This window comes from Mucilaginibacter auburnensis (genome assembly GCF_002797815.1).
Taxonomy (GTDB): domain Bacteria; phylum Bacteroidota; class Bacteroidia; order Sphingobacteriales; family Sphingobacteriaceae; genus Mucilaginibacter; species Mucilaginibacter auburnensis.
The window spans coordinates 929249-942346 of record NZ_PGFJ01000001.1; the positions used below are offsets into that span (position 1 = coordinate 929249).

Genomic DNA, 13098 nt, shown 5'->3' on the forward strand with positions numbered 1-13098 from the left:
TTTATCTGGGTACCTCAATTTTTTTGATCAATTGTTGTATTACATCATCAGGCGTAAGGCCTTCCATTTCTTTTTCGGGTGTTAGCATTATTCGGTGTCTTAATACAGGTAAAGCCGTAGCAATAATATCGTCCGGCGTAATAAAATCGCGTCCTTTTATAGCCGCAAGTGCTTTAGCAGAATTAACAATAGCTAACGATGCCCTTGGCGATCCGCCCAGGTACAGCGACTTATTGTTGCGTGTTTCGTGAATTATTTTGGCAACAAACTCCAGCAGTTTAGGCTCAACATGCAGATTTTTTACTTGTTGGCGCAGGGCAATAATGTCCGTTATGGATAGCACCGGCTTAATTTGATCCAGCTGCTCTGCAGGTGATTGCTGGTGTTGTTGCGTAAGTATGGTTATCTCATCTTCCAGTGATGGGTATTTAACTTCTATTTTAAACAGAAACCTGTCCAGCTGAGCCTCCGGCAATCTGTAAGTTCCTTCCTGTTCAATAGGGTTTTGTGTGGCTAACACAATAAAGGGCTCCTGCATTTTGTAGGTTTGCCCGTCAATGGTTATCTGCCGTTCTTCCATTACCTCAAATAAAGCGGCCTGCGTTTTGGCAGGTGAGCGGTTTATCTCATCAATTAAGATGATGTTGCCGAAGATAGGGCCACGCTTAAATTCAAACGCGCTGGTTTTAGGGCTAAAAATGGATGTACCTAAAACATCCGATGGCATCAGGTCGGGTGTAAATTGTATGCGCGAGTATGCTGCATCAATAGCTTTAGCTACCAGTTTAGCGGTGAGGGTTTTGGCCACGCCAGGTACACCTTCAATAAGCAGGTGGCCGTTAGCTAAAATGCCCGCTATTATGAGCTCAATGGTGTCCTGCTGACCTACTATTACCTGGCCAATAGCAGCTTTCATTTGTTCAACAGCGTTACTTAGTTTGGATAAATCAGTTCTTTGTTCAAATATTTCTTCTTCCATTGTTATATGGCTTTGTAAAATTTTTCAATAAGGTGGTTAAGTTCAATAAGTTCTCTGTCGGTAACCCGTTGATGAGCGGCAATATAGCTGATGTAATCAATTAATTGTTTTGCCAAAGCCCCGTCAACACCGGTTTTGCCGCTTATGGTGTCGATTAGTTCACTGTCAATTTTGTTAGTTCTTATCTGGTAGTTTTCTCGTAAGTGGCTTAAAAGGTAGAGTATTTTTTTATGGGCAATGTTAGCGTTGTCGCGCTTTTCGTAATATACCTGCCCAACAACGTTAACAAAATCAACCGTTGTGTTTTTTAAAGGTTCAATAATGGGTATAACGCGTTGCCTGCGTTTAATTTCAAATAAAACAAATATCACTAACCCAAATAAACTTAAATAGTAGGCCCACTGTAAGCTGGGGTTGCTAAAGAATACCCTAAGTGGAGACCGGTCCACTTCTACCTCATGATTTTGGAATACATCCCAAAATATGTTTTTCTGCTGTGGAAGATACGATAAGGCAATACTTGCATATGCCGCGCCATCGGTGGTAAGCAAACTGTAATTAGTAAAAAGTTGTGGATTGGCGCAAACAAACAGGTTGCCCTTACCGAATTTATAACGCAGATAGGTAGCGTTCCCTGCTTTGTTAGTACTTAAAACGGTGGCTCTTGTTGTGTCAAAGTCAGCAAAGTACTGCGCGCTTATGTCTTTTGAAAATTTATAGGGGGTACGCCGTTTTAAGTCTTTGTTGGTAAAATTTAGCGTGGTGTTTTTCTCTTGAATTTCGAAACCGGTATTAAATTTCAAGGTGTCTGCAATTACGCCGTTCCAATCAAAACCCGTTATAAAAACGTTACTTCCGGCGTGAATGTAACGGGTCATCTCCTCAAAATCATCTTTAGTGATCTTGATAGATTTGGCTATGATAATATAATTGCCTGGCTTTTTTTGTGCTTTGAAAAATGAATAAGCTGATTTGTCGCTGTTGTTAATTACAGAGGCTGGAAAAATGTCTCCTAACCTTTGGCGTAAAATAAAAGTGCCGAAAGGTATTTTATCAGTGCTTGAAAGTGTTGGTTGCCAATTTATGGGTTTCGGCCTATTGTATTGAATAATCAGGTAAACAACTAACAATGCACTTGCTATGCCCAGATAGATCTTAAAGTCTTTCATGCTGTTTTAACTTTAAATCGTTAAACATGGCGCTTACCTGTGCAAACGCTTTGGCATCAATATTAAATTCGCCGTACCATATGTATTCAAATTGGCGTGTAAGCAGGTTAAAATGCAGGCGTTGCTCGGCATTATTTATTTCGTTGCTGTATTGGCTGTTAGTTTTATTAATATCCCATTGAATTGATCCGGCTTCATTAAGCTGCTTCAAGCTTTTTAAATAAAGCATGCGCACAGCAAGACGATAGTTGCCCACCGAAACAGCCTTGCCAATTTCTTCATCAATGTTAAGTTCGTGTATATTCTCAAGATGTTCGCTATAGGGCACATTGGCATTGGCTGATTTGCCTCTTATCACCCAAAACGGATTTACGCCTGCCAGTTTCATAATTAAAAATACCACACCGGCCACGCCTAACGCAAATAAAGTGTAGGTTATTACACGCCCCGCCAACGACGTATATTTAGCATCAAACAGGCTCCAGAACCAATGCCAAAAGCGATCCCATAATGATACGCCGTTGTAAGTGTCGTCGTATTTAAAATCATCCTGCTTCAGGTATTCCTGTAATGCGTGTTTGTCAAGGTTTCTCTTCTCAACCTTAACAGTATCATACTGTACAATAAGCGGTTTTTTTTGCTGCGTTGGTACTACAGCACAAAAAGCCCAACCCGTAATAAGTGAAAAAAATAGTAGTATGAGCGTAACGTAGCGAAACATTAATATTCTTCGGCAGGTAGGTTATTGTCGTTATTCTCTTCGCCCAGTTTGTTAATGCGTTCCATAAGGCCCGTACCTTCTTTTGCCTCGTTTAAACTAAAATAACAAAGCGCTAAAGTTACTAATGGCAATATATAAAGTACCAAAGCTAAATGGCTTAATAAGGCTGAAAGGATGGCGGCAATGTTACCTCCAGGCCAATGTAATAGCAAGGCAAATTGATTCCACAGCGTTCCTGGTAATGAAATAACTCCGGCACTTATGCCGGCAATAAGCATCATAATAAACAGGGCGCCAAAAGTGGTCCACCAGTTGCCTTTTATAAGGTTAAAGCCTTGGTTAAAGGCGTAACCATATCTGGCGTTTTCCATTATCATAACAGGAAACGTCAACGCTAAAATAGGGAAAAGCCAAATACCCGGTACTAAACAAAATATTGATGCTATACCGCACAACAGCCCATTTAACAAAACAGCCCCAAATACCTTAAAAAAATAATACTTAAAATATCCCCATATCTCTTCATTACTGGGCGGTACTTTGCCTTTCTCTTTATAAAGGATAATATAAACCAAAACGTAAACCGTTACAGCCGAGTAGGTGAGAACATTAAATAAAAACATCACCACCGCAACAAGGCCAAATTGTTTCATTTTGGTGATCATGTCAAGTGAGTTGCCGTATTGCCCTTCCTGAGCACTCTGCATCCAGTCATTTATCTGCAATAGGTATACAGCGGTGGTTGCTGCGGACGCTAATACAAAAAAGCCGCAGAAGGTAAAGAAACCTCGTAAAAGAGGTTTAAAGTTTAATTTGATAAACTGGAACGAGTCGTTGATTAGCGCGCTGAAGTCGCGTGTGCGGGCAAGTTCAAAATCATTGTTCATTAGTTTCGGTATTGAGTTTAATGCTTAATTTTTTAGGATATATAATAACATACCATATTATAAATAATAACGACAGGCCTAAAATTGAACTGCTTAACCAAACCGGCATTTCGGTGTGCCGGGTTACAAATCCTTCAAAAAAAGCTGCTATTATAAATATAGGCACCAGACCAATTGCTATTTGCATGCCGTGTTTGGCGCCGCGTTTAAGTGAGGTTAACCTCGAGAAAGTTTTGGGAAATAATATGGAATTACCCAGCACCAACCCTGCTGCGCCTGCAATTACGATAGATGATATTTCCAGCGTACCGTGTATCCAGATCACTAATACAGATGCGATGCCCAGGTTTTTGCTGAAAAAGAAGTATTGGAACGAGCCCAGCATTAGTCCGTTGTAAAAAAGAGCGTATACTGTACCAACCGAGAAAAAAATGCCGGCAACAAAAGCCTTTAACGCAACGTAAATATTATTGCCTCCTATCATCAAAAACATCAGGAATTCACCCTCTTGTTTATAAACCGCGAAAGGATCATTTTTAGCGATGTTGGCCTCTGTCATGTCAACATAGGCATCACCTAAAATAAGACGCACAAAACCGTCATCATATTTAGCCGAGAAAGCGCCCATCATGCAAAAAACAAAAAAGAAAAGGAAAGAATACAGGAGCTGACGGCGATAAGTGTAAAACAAAATAGGTAACTCGTATTTCCAAAAACTAATAAAGCGGTTACTTTTTTCTGTCTTGTTTTTATAAATAGATTGGTGAAGTCTGGCCGCTAAACCATTAAGATAACTGGTTGTTTTTGAGTCGGGATAGAATGTTTTGGCGAAGGCCAGATCATCAGTAATTTGAATAAACCTGTCCGCAAGCTCATCCGGGTCGTTGGTAGCTTCGATTTCAAAGCTTTTCCACTTTGTAGCGTTTTGTTTAACAAAGAGCGGCTCGCGCATATAAGGTTTAATTACAGGCTTAAATTAAAACAAAATTTGTAACATTCAACTAATTGTTGAATATTGAGCTAAGAATTTTTTAAATGCAGACCGTCCGGATCACTACCTCCCAAAATATCGATATTGAATATGAAATAGCAGGCCTCGGTCCGCGTATTTTAGCCCGCATACTGGACGGCCTATTGTTTGGTTTGGTGATTATATTCTTTGTTTTATTTCCGAGTATAACATCCGTAAAACTTGGAGAAATAGGGATTGCAATAGTTGTGATTGCTTTCTTTTCTCTTTTCGTTTTTTATGATCTGCTTTGCGAGATTTTTATGAACGGACAAAGCATTGGTAAACGTGTAATGAAGATAAAGGTGATAAGTGCTGATGGCGGGCGGCCAACATTGGGCCAGTATCTGTTACGCTGGCTTTTCAGGATAGTTGATTTTACCATGACCGGTGGTGTATGCGCGCTTATTTGCGCGGCAGTCAGCGAAAAAAATCAACGCGTAGGTGATATGGTTGCTGGTACTGTTTTAGTACGTACAGAACCAAGCGCAAAAATGGAAGCCATTGCTTTTACGCCCCCGGTAGAAGAGGCCTATACTCCGGCGTTTACAGAAGCATCGCAATTAAAAGATAAGGATATTGCTTTGATACATGAGGTATTGACTAACTATATACAATCTGGCAACAGCGTTATTTTATATAACACTGCTGTTAAACTGAAACAGGTATTGGGCATACAAACTCAGATGGACGACATGCGTTTTCTGCAAACGCTTATTAAAGACTATAACTATATAGTGGCAACTGCCAATGCCGATGAATTGGCGTAGCTGTAAATATGCCAAAGCTTAACGGCATAGCTAATAAGCACCATGGCTCCAACCAACATAAATAAAGTCTTTTTAATGTGACCTTGCTGGTTATCAAGTTTGTAAAAACGATCGGTAATGCTGTAGCTGAAAAATAAGATAAGCGGTATCGCGGCCGGATAAATTTGAAAGCTATGGCTAACGTTGCCTTGTAAAAGTGCTAACACAGCACGTTGAAAACCACAGCCCGGGCAGTCTAACCCGGTCAGATATTTAAACGGACAAGGAAATAAATGATCCCGCAGCCAGCTTAGCAAAAGCGGCTCACTGCGGGATATATGTGCAATATATAAAAGCAACCTATACTTGCGGTGGGTTATTGAACGGGTTATTACCTGGCATACCCATGCCCTTGGCTTCAGCAGCCGATGGGCCTAAATAAGTTGCACTGCCAAAACCGAGTATCGGGAAAAATATCATCGGAAATAAAACCAATCCAATGGTGAAGCCTTCGCTTTTGCCGAAGCTCTTTGCTATTAAATTAAGTACCCAGATAGCTATTACGATATTAACGCAAGGGATGAGCAGTAATATGATCCACCAGATTGGTTTTCCAACAATTTCGAGCATCACAATGTAATTGTAAATGGGAATAATGGCCGCCCAACCTGGTTTGCCTGCTTTTTGGAAGGTTCGCCATAGCCCTATGATGGTTAGTATGCCAATAATTAATGCCGGGATGAGCATTACTCCAAATAAAACAGCAATAAGGCCGCCATTGTCAGCCCCCGAAGCGTAATCGTACTCGTTCATAATAATAAGAGAAAAAGGATTTAAATATGATTAAGGATTTTGTTTGTTGTTGCAATTTAAAAATAAAATGTAAATGCAGTATTATGCTACTAAAAATTAATACCCTGCATTTTTATAGCTAAATTTGACCATGCAGCGCGAACAGATCTCGGTTTTTGACATGTTTAAGGTGGGTATTGGCCCGTCAAGTTCACATACATTGGGGCCATGGCGCGCTGCGCAACAGTTTGTGGTATTATTGAAAACACAACATGTTTTTGAGCAGGTGAGTGGTGTAAGAATTTTACTGTACGGCTCGTTGGCAAAGACAGGGCGCGGGCATGGTACTGATATTGCCGTTTTGCTGGGCTTAAGTGGTCATGATCCGGTTACTTTTCCTGTTGATCAAATTAACAGCGAAATAGCCAATATTGGTTCGCGACAGGTGTTAACATTAGGTGGTGAAAAGCATATAAGTTTTACCATTACCGATGATCTGTTATTTCTTTTCAACGAAAGTCTGCCGTTTCATCCAAATGCGGTTACTTTCCAGGCATTGTTGGAGGGTGGCAAGGCAATGTCGCAAACCTATTACTCCATTGGTGGTGGTTTTGTAGTTACCGAAGGAAGTGAAGGTAACGCGCGTGCCGAGGTAGACCTGCCTTTCCCAATTGATACCGCTGCTAATTTGCTGCATTGGTGCATAAAAACAGGGCTCAAAATATCAGATGTGGTATTGGAAAACGAACTGGCCTGGCGTAATGAAGCAGAAACGCGCAAAGGTGTGCTGGATATCTTTAACGTAATGGCCGAGTGCATGTACAGGGGCTGCCATGCTGATGGTCAATTACCCGGTGGCCTTAATGTTGCCCGCCGTGCTGCTGAACTAAACAAGCGCCTGATAGGCGGCAATACCTACAGCAATTACAATGAATGGGTACATGCTATCAGGAAAACAGGCGAAGGTTTTCAAAATATATTGGATTGGGTGAGTTGCTTCGCATTAGCTGTTAATGAAGAGAATGCTTCTTTTGGGCGTGTGGTAACAGCACCTACTAATGGCGCGGCAGGTGTAATACCAGCCGTATTGCAATACTATATTGTTTTTTGCAACGGTTTTAATAACGATAACATCATTAAGTTTATTTATACCGCATCGGAAATTGGCAGTATATTTAAAAAAGGGGCTACCATATCTGCCGCTATGGGCGGTTGTCAGGCCGAAATAGGTGTGTCATCTGCAATGGCTGCCGCAGCGCTTACTGAGCGTTTGGGCGGTTCGCAAAGGCAGGTGCTAATGGCTGCAGAAATTGCCATGGAACATCACCTTGGCCTAACATGCGACCCAATTGGTGGGCTTGTACAAGTGCCATGTATTGAGCGCAACACAATGGGAGCTATAAAGGCGATAACAGCATCACAATTGGCTTTGCAAAGCAATCCTGATAAAGCCAAAGTTAGTTTAGATGCCGTAGTGAAAACCATGTGGCAAACCGCGCAGGATATGAATGTTAAGTATAAAGAAACTGCTGATGGCGGACTTGCTATCAATATTCCTATCAGCCTGCCTGAGTGTTAATTTATGTGTTTGCACAACTACTTACTTATCAGTCAGTTTTGTATTCCTAAAAGTTGTAATTCCCCAATGGCTTTAAATGTGAACAAAATGGATTGAAACTTTAAATTGTTTGTTTAGGTATAAAAGTTTCTTGATAATTAAAAAATTATGAAAAAACTTTTACACCTGTGCTTGGCAGTTGGAATAATAGCCGCCACAGCTTCGTGCCGAAAAAGCAGCAATCAGCCACCAGACCCGGGCGGCAATGTGGTTAAAGCCGCACCTGATGGTTTCAATTTTTCAAGCTCAAAAAATGTTAATGTCAGCATCACACTTCGTGATAACAATGACGGTCCACTAAAAGGCATAGTATTAAGTATCTACCCCACCGATAACACAAGCCCGGGCGCCGCTATTTTTAAGGGCGTAACAGATGCATCAGGAAAAATTACTGCAACAGTTGCTGTGCCTGCTTACTATACAAGGCTTATTATTGATCCGGCGTATGTAGGTTTAATGCGCAATGTTACCGTTAGCTTGAACGGATCATCTGTAACAGCTGTAATTGGCGGCAAGGCAGGTTATAGTGGCGACATTGTACCTGATGCCATAAATGATTCGCCTGTGACAACAACTTCAAGCGGTGGCAGGCAAATAAATGGCTTGTTAGCAACTGAATACGTATACCCAACAGGCTATACGGCTTCTAACGCATTCTCTGCGCCAACTAACCAGGGTAAACCTGTTTACCTTGAAACTACGCCGGATATCATTCCGCAGTCTTTGCTATCATTTGTCAATTCGTCATTGCCCGAAGGTCAAACCGTACCCAACCTTCACCCGGAATATTTGAGTAATAATGCAACGCGTGTTGTTAACGTTACCGCCAGGGCAGATGTATGGATAACATTCGTTTCAGAAGGGGCCGGCTACCAAAATGTTTTAGGCTTTTATACCTATAAAACCGGATCTCCGCCAAGTGCATCTGGAGGTGGAACATTGTTCGGCGGAATAGATAAAATCACTTACATATTCCCTAATGCGTCTGCTTATGGATCGGGTGGTGGTTTGAAATCGGGCGATAAAGTTAAACTGGGCACCTTTGATGCAGGTACAACAATTGGTTTTGTATTGCTTCAAAATGCCTGGACGGGAAGTGGTGTTAATACATCAGCTACAAAGTTTTTTACGCAGGATGAATTTAACCCCGAAAACACAAGTGCTTTACGTAAACACTCGGTTATGTTGTATGACAATCTTAACAAAGTTTATTTAATGGGTTTTGAGGATCTGAACAGACAAACCGGTGGCTCTGATAATGATTTTAACGACCTTGTTTTTTATGCTACATCTAATCCTATAACAGCTATTTCAAATGCAGGGGTTGCAGTTATTGACGATGGTGGAGACCGTGACGGAGATGGTGTTTTGGATGAACTGGATGCTTTCCCTGATGATGGCACAAGGGCATACGTTAGCTATTACCCATCGGCAAGTAAAATGGCTACGCTGGCTTTTGAAGATAACTGGCCAACCAAGGGCGACTATGATCTTAACGATCTTGTGGTGAATTACCGTTATTCCTTTACCAGCAATGCCTCTAATCAGGTAGTTGAACTAAAGGGCGAATATCAGGTAGCAGCAGCAGGTGCATCATTTAAAAATGGTTTTGGTGTGCAGTTGCCGGTAGCAGCAAATGCTGTAACTTCGGTAGACGGGCAGTTGAAATCGGCTGCGCCCTATGTTACCTACGCTGCCAACGGTGTTGAAGCAGGACAAAGCAAGGCAGTTATTATCCCCTTTGATAATCCCGACTTGTTGATCAAAAACCCGGATAATTCTTTCTTCGTTAACACCCGTCCGGATAAAGAAAAGGTTAGTAATGGAGCTACGGCCACGGTTGTGGTAAAGTTTGGTTCCCCTGTTGCATCATCAGTGCTAACTGCAACGGCATTTAATCCGTTTTTGATCAGTAACGGGCGGCGTGGCTACGAGGCGCACTTGCCTGGCTATGCGCCAACTGATAAAGCTAATATACAATTCTTTGGTCAGGCGGATGACGACTCCAGGCCTGGTCAAAACAGGTATTATGTAACCAAAGAGAACCTACCATGGGGCATCAGCTTTAGCGAAGGGTTTAGCTATCCTATAGAAGGTGCTAACATTAGTGCAAGCTATCTGCATTTTAATGACTGGGCACTATCAGGAGGTACAAGTTATACAGACTGGTATACAAATACTAACGCGGGTTACCGCGCCTCAGGCAATATTTACAGTAAATAACAACTGATCTTATAATAACAAGAAAGGCCGCTTCTAAACAGAAGCGGCTTTGTTATTTTAATGAATGTCCATGTTGAATAAACCAGCAATATGCAGCTGTAGTTTTTGCTGTACCTCTTTCATATCAACCTCTCGGCCAAGTTCTTTTTTTAGGGAGGTTACCGCTTTATCGTCTATCCCACACGGAACAATGTTGCCGAAATAATCAAGGTTGGTATTAACATTCAAAGCTAAGCCATGCATTGTTACCCAACGGCTGCAACGTACTCCCATAGCGCATATTTTACGCGCGTGCTCGTTATCGGCATCAAACCAAACACCGGTATAGCCTTCGTACCGGCCGGCGTTCAGTCCATAATCGGCAAGTGTTAAAATAACAGCTTCCTCCAATTGGCGTAAGTACAAATGTATATCGGTAAAAAAGTTATCCAGATCCAGGATAGGATAGGAAACTAATTGCCCGGGGCCATGATAGGTAATGTCGCCGCCGCGGTTAATAGGATAGAAAGTAGCATGTTTTCTTTGCAAGCCAAGCTCATCAAGAAGTAGATTTTCCGGTTTGCCACTTTTGCCTAATGTATAAACATGCGGATGCTCGCAAAAAATAAGGTAATTAGGAGTCAGATCTGCGGTGTCATCTGCAGAAACAGGTTGAGTTTGCCTGTTACGTATTTCGGTTTTAATGGCAATGGTATTGGCAAAAATAGCTTCCTGTTTATCCCAGGCAGCTTTATAGTCAATTAAACCCCAATCCTGTACTTCAACGTTTTTATTCTTCATCACTTATCCTTTTACGAACCCTAACATATAATCTTCGTATTGCATAAAACCAACGGTGTATGGCAGATCAACCTCGCCATTGTTTAAACGAGCCTGCACCTCGCCACGCTCATTAAATTTGAACGGTTCCAAAATAATATGGTCTAAAAACGAAACTTCCTTTTGTCCGTAGCATTTATAGATGGCCTCTTTTGCGCACCAGCACACATAAAGCTGTTCTATGCGGTGCTCGGGTTCAATAAATGCCAGTTCTTCGGGGCGCATAAATTTGTGGGCTATGCGTTCTACTTTTTGTTTGATCTGCTCAATATCAATACCTACCGGGCTTTTTTTGCTTACCATAACCGCGGCATAATCAAACGAGTGACTTAGTGAAATGTGGTAGGGCAGGGTGAACAAATAAGGCTTGCCATGTTCATCAACGCGGCAATCAATATATTCTTCCGTGTTAAGCATTTTACGCAGCAAAACGCGCGTTCCCAACCAATGCAAATGGCGCTTGCCATTACTTATGCCTTCAACAAAAGCTTTCTCGTCAGAGTTAAGTTGTAACTGGCGATATAGGTCGTCGGTTTGTTCCTCAATCTTCCAGAGCGCAAACTCAGTATCATCATCAATTTGTTGCCGGTATGCTATGGCCATAAAGTAAAATTGCAAAAAGCAGGGCAAACTTATGTTAATTAATTCTAATTTTAGACAGGCAAATCAGCCTCAACATATGATTTTATCTGATAAGCGCATCCTTGAAGAAATTGATAATGGAAGCATTGTAATTGAACCTTTTAAGCGGGAATGCCTCGGGTCTAACTCATACGATGTACATCTGGGTAAACACATTGCAACATACCGCAACCGTGTGTTAGATGCCAGGGTACATAATGAAGTTGATGCTTTTGAGATACCTAAAGAAGGATTTGTACTGCAACCCAATACGCTTTATCTGGGTGTAACCATGGAGTACACTGAAACCCATAAGCATATTCCGTTTCTGGAGGGAAAATCAAGTACCGGCCGCTTAGGAATTGATATACATGCAACAGCCGGAAAGGGCGATGTTGGCTTTTGTAATACGTGGACGCTGGAGATATCGTGCATGCAGCCTGTACGTGTTTATGCCGGCATGCCTATTGGTCAGCTTATTTACTTTGTAATTGATGGCGAGGTAGAAAGTAGCTATACTCAGAAAAGCAACGCGAAGTACACCAATCGCTCAACTCGCCCTGTAGAGAGTATGATGTGGAAGAATACCTTTTAATGTGCATTCTTCGCTGATTTTGAGTAAATTTGCTACCCTAATGTCTACGCAAACCAAAGAAGAAACCTTTACGCTGGAAGAACTGCTGGCGGGATTGAAAGAAATGCATCGTTTAATATTGTGGAACGATGATTTTAACACTTTTGATCATGTAATACACTGCATGATGAAATATCTTGATTATACCGAGGCGCAGGCCGGCAAAATAGCCTGGAAGGTACATAATGAAGGTAAATGCGCGGTGCTGGAAGGTTCGTTTACTGAGATGGAGATCTATAGAAAGATATTGCAGCAAGAGGGGTTGACTGTGAGTGTGGAGTAGTTGCTCAACTTAGCTGAGTTTTTCAAATTTTACACCGCTCACTTTTTGGGCTTCCATCTCGTTCTTCAATACTTCACTCACCACGACAGTAATAGAATAGTTTTTTATTCGAAATATATGACTACCATCGGGTACCAAGGCATCATTAATTATCATTTTAGCAAAAGATTTATACTTGCCTGCTCTATCCGGTCGTATAGGATCATCCATTTGCCATTTATCAAAAATAGAGCGGCCCTCATCAACGCAATCAAATTCGTTGTTAACCACCATTAAAGACAGATTCAAATCTAAATCTGCTACTTTAACCGGAATTAATTGGACTTCGCTTTCACTAATTAAGTCTTTTACCTTTTCATTAACTATCAGTAACTCAAAGTCAGCCATTGTAAAATCGAGAGGCAGGCCACCTTTTCTTACGCTTACAAACAATTCTTTTTGAGGCGGAATTACCCTGCCGGCCCTAACATACTTCCAAAAATCCCACTCGCCATCAAAATTTATACTTCCCAAAAACCATCTTTTTTTCGGTTTATAAAGTTCGTCTGATAGTCTGTAGTAATTCATATTGATTGGTGTTGTTACTGCGTAATA

General features: G+C 41.4%; 15 protein-coding genes. 5 read left to right on the forward strand and 10 right to left on the reverse strand.

Going from position 1 to position 13098, the window contains the following annotated elements; translation table 11 throughout:
* Position 1 precedes the first annotated feature (1 nt).
* From CLV57_RS04095 to CLV57_RS04115, 5 genes are read right to left on the reverse strand one after another with little or no spacing between them, the layout of a single operon-like run.
* Positions 2-979: an AAA family ATPase gene (locus tag CLV57_RS04095; RefSeq protein WP_100340070.1), complete on the reverse strand. Its 978-nt coding sequence runs from the start codon at positions 977-979 to the stop codon at positions 2-4.
* Between the two features lie 2 nt (positions 980-981).
* The gene (locus CLV57_RS04100) at positions 982-2148 is read right to left on the reverse strand and encodes a DUF4350 domain-containing protein (protein ID WP_100340071.1); all 1167 of its coding nucleotides are present in this window, start codon (positions 2146-2148) and stop codon (positions 982-984) included.
* Complete coding sequence (locus CLV57_RS04105) at positions 2135-2869, reverse strand: hypothetical protein (RefSeq protein ID WP_100340072.1); 735 nt, start codon at positions 2867-2869, stop codon at positions 2135-2137. The genes CLV57_RS04100 and CLV57_RS04105 overlap by 14 nt, the downstream gene beginning before the upstream one ends.
* A complete protein-coding gene (locus CLV57_RS04110; protein WP_100340073.1) occupies positions 2869-3756 on the reverse strand; it encodes a hypothetical protein in 888 nt (295 codons plus the stop codon). Before CLV57_RS04110 ends, CLV57_RS04105 begins: the two co-directional genes overlap by 1 nt.
* Complete coding sequence (locus tag CLV57_RS04115) at positions 3746-4708, reverse strand: stage II sporulation protein M (protein ID WP_100340074.1); 963 nt, start codon at positions 4706-4708, stop codon at positions 3746-3748. Before CLV57_RS04115 ends, CLV57_RS04110 begins: the two co-directional genes overlap by 11 nt.
* 83 nt (positions 4709-4791) lie before the next feature.
* Here CLV57_RS04115 and CLV57_RS04120 point away from each other — a divergent pair, with 83 nt between their 5' ends.
* The gene (locus CLV57_RS04120; protein WP_100340075.1) at positions 4792-5535 is read left to right on the forward strand and encodes an RDD family protein; all 744 of its coding nucleotides are present in this window, start codon (positions 4792-4794) and stop codon (positions 5533-5535) included.
* Here the strand turns inward: CLV57_RS04120 and CLV57_RS04125 are convergent.
* Entirely contained in the window at positions 5496-5873 is a 378-nt protein-coding gene (locus tag CLV57_RS04125; protein WP_157799062.1) for a DUF2752 domain-containing protein, read from the reverse strand. The genes CLV57_RS04120 and CLV57_RS04125 overlap by 40 nt on opposite strands.
* 1 nt (position 5874) lies before the next feature.
* Positions 5875-6327, reverse strand: coding sequence for a DUF5684 domain-containing protein (locus CLV57_RS04130; protein WP_100340077.1), 453 nt, complete (start codon positions 6325-6327; stop codon positions 5875-5877).
* A 130-nt stretch (positions 6328-6457) separates the two neighbouring features.
* On the opposite strand from CLV57_RS04130, the gene CLV57_RS04135 reads away from it, so the two are divergent.
* Both CLV57_RS04135 and CLV57_RS04140 read left to right on the forward strand, forming a co-directional pair.
* Positions 6458-7885, forward strand: a complete 1428-nt coding sequence (locus CLV57_RS04135) for an L-serine ammonia-lyase (protein ID WP_100340078.1) — start codon at positions 6458-6460, stop codon at positions 7883-7885.
* 147 nt (positions 7886-8032) lie between these two features.
* Positions 8033-10147, forward strand: a complete 2115-nt coding sequence (locus CLV57_RS04140) for an LruC domain-containing protein (RefSeq protein WP_100340079.1) — start codon at positions 8033-8035, stop codon at positions 10145-10147.
* Positions 10148-10204: 57 nt separating this feature from the next.
* Here CLV57_RS04140 and lipB read toward each other — a convergent pair whose 3' ends face one another.
* Entirely contained in the window at positions 10205-10927 is a 723-nt protein-coding gene (lipB, locus tag CLV57_RS04145) for a lipoyl(octanoyl) transferase LipB (RefSeq protein ID WP_100340080.1), read from the reverse strand.
* Between the two features lie 3 nt (positions 10928-10930).
* Positions 10931-11569 carry a 4'-phosphopantetheinyl transferase family protein gene (locus CLV57_RS04150; RefSeq protein ID WP_100340081.1) on the reverse strand — a complete coding sequence of 213 codons (639 nt, stop codon included), beginning with the start codon at positions 11567-11569 and terminating at the stop codon, positions 10931-10933.
* A gap of 76 nt (positions 11570-11645) precedes the next feature.
* Here CLV57_RS04150 and dcd point away from each other — a divergent pair, with 76 nt between their 5' ends.
* Together dcd and CLV57_RS04160 are read left to right on the forward strand one after the other, a co-directional pair.
* Positions 11646-12182: a dCTP deaminase gene (gene dcd, locus CLV57_RS04155; RefSeq protein ID WP_100341301.1), complete on the forward strand. Its 537-nt coding sequence runs from the start codon at positions 11646-11648 to the stop codon at positions 12180-12182.
* Positions 12183-12222: 40 nt separating this feature from the next.
* Positions 12223-12504, forward strand: coding sequence for an ATP-dependent Clp protease adaptor ClpS (locus tag CLV57_RS04160; protein WP_100340082.1), 282 nt, complete (start codon positions 12223-12225; stop codon positions 12502-12504).
* A 9-nt stretch (positions 12505-12513) separates the two neighbouring features.
* On the opposite strand, the gene CLV57_RS04165 is transcribed toward CLV57_RS04160, so the two are convergent.
* Positions 12514-13071, reverse strand: a complete 558-nt coding sequence (locus tag CLV57_RS04165) for an imm11 family protein (protein ID WP_100340083.1) — start codon at positions 13069-13071, stop codon at positions 12514-12516.
* Positions 13072-13098 lie beyond the last annotated feature (27 nt).

Coding starts and splice junctions, on each gene's coding strand:
- CLV57_RS04095 (WP_100340070.1), bottom strand. CDS start 979: ATGGAAGAAGAAATATTTGAACAAAGAACTGATTTATCCAAACTAAGT.
- CLV57_RS04100 (WP_100340071.1), bottom strand. CDS start 2,148: ATGAAAGACTTTAAGATCTATCTGGGCATAGCAAGTGCATTGTTAGTT.
- CLV57_RS04105 (WP_100340072.1), bottom strand. CDS start 2,869: ATGTTTCGCTACGTTACGCTCATACTACTATTTTTTTCACTTATTACG.
- CLV57_RS04110 (WP_100340073.1), bottom strand. CDS start 3,756: ATGAACAATGATTTTGAACTTGCCCGCACACGCGACTTCAGCGCGCTA.
- CLV57_RS04115 (WP_100340074.1), bottom strand. CDS start 4,708: ATGCGCGAGCCGCTCTTTGTTAAACAAAACGCTACAAAGTGGAAAAGC.
- CLV57_RS04120 (WP_100340075.1), top strand. CDS start 4,792: ATGCAGACCGTCCGGATCACTACCTCCCAAAATATCGATATTGAATAT.
- CLV57_RS04130 (WP_100340077.1), bottom strand. CDS start 6,327: ATGAACGAGTACGATTACGCTTCGGGGGCTGACAATGGCGGCCTTATT.
- CLV57_RS04135 (WP_100340078.1), top strand. CDS start 6,458: ATGCAGCGCGAACAGATCTCGGTTTTTGACATGTTTAAGGTGGGTATT.
- CLV57_RS04140 (WP_100340079.1), top strand. CDS start 8,033: ATGAAAAAACTTTTACACCTGTGCTTGGCAGTTGGAATAATAGCCGCC.
- lipB (WP_100340080.1), bottom strand. CDS start 10,927: ATGAAGAATAAAAACGTTGAAGTACAGGATTGGGGTTTAATTGACTAT.
- CLV57_RS04150 (WP_100340081.1), bottom strand. CDS start 11,569: ATGGCCATAGCATACCGGCAACAAATTGATGATGATACTGAGTTTGCG.
- dcd (WP_100341301.1), top strand. CDS start 11,646: ATGATTTTATCTGATAAGCGCATCCTTGAAGAAATTGATAATGGAAGC.
- CLV57_RS04160 (WP_100340082.1), top strand. CDS start 12,223: ATGTCTACGCAAACCAAAGAAGAAACCTTTACGCTGGAAGAACTGCTG.
- CLV57_RS04165 (WP_100340083.1), bottom strand. CDS start 13,071: ATGAATTACTACAGACTATCAGACGAACTTTATAAACCGAAAAAAAGA.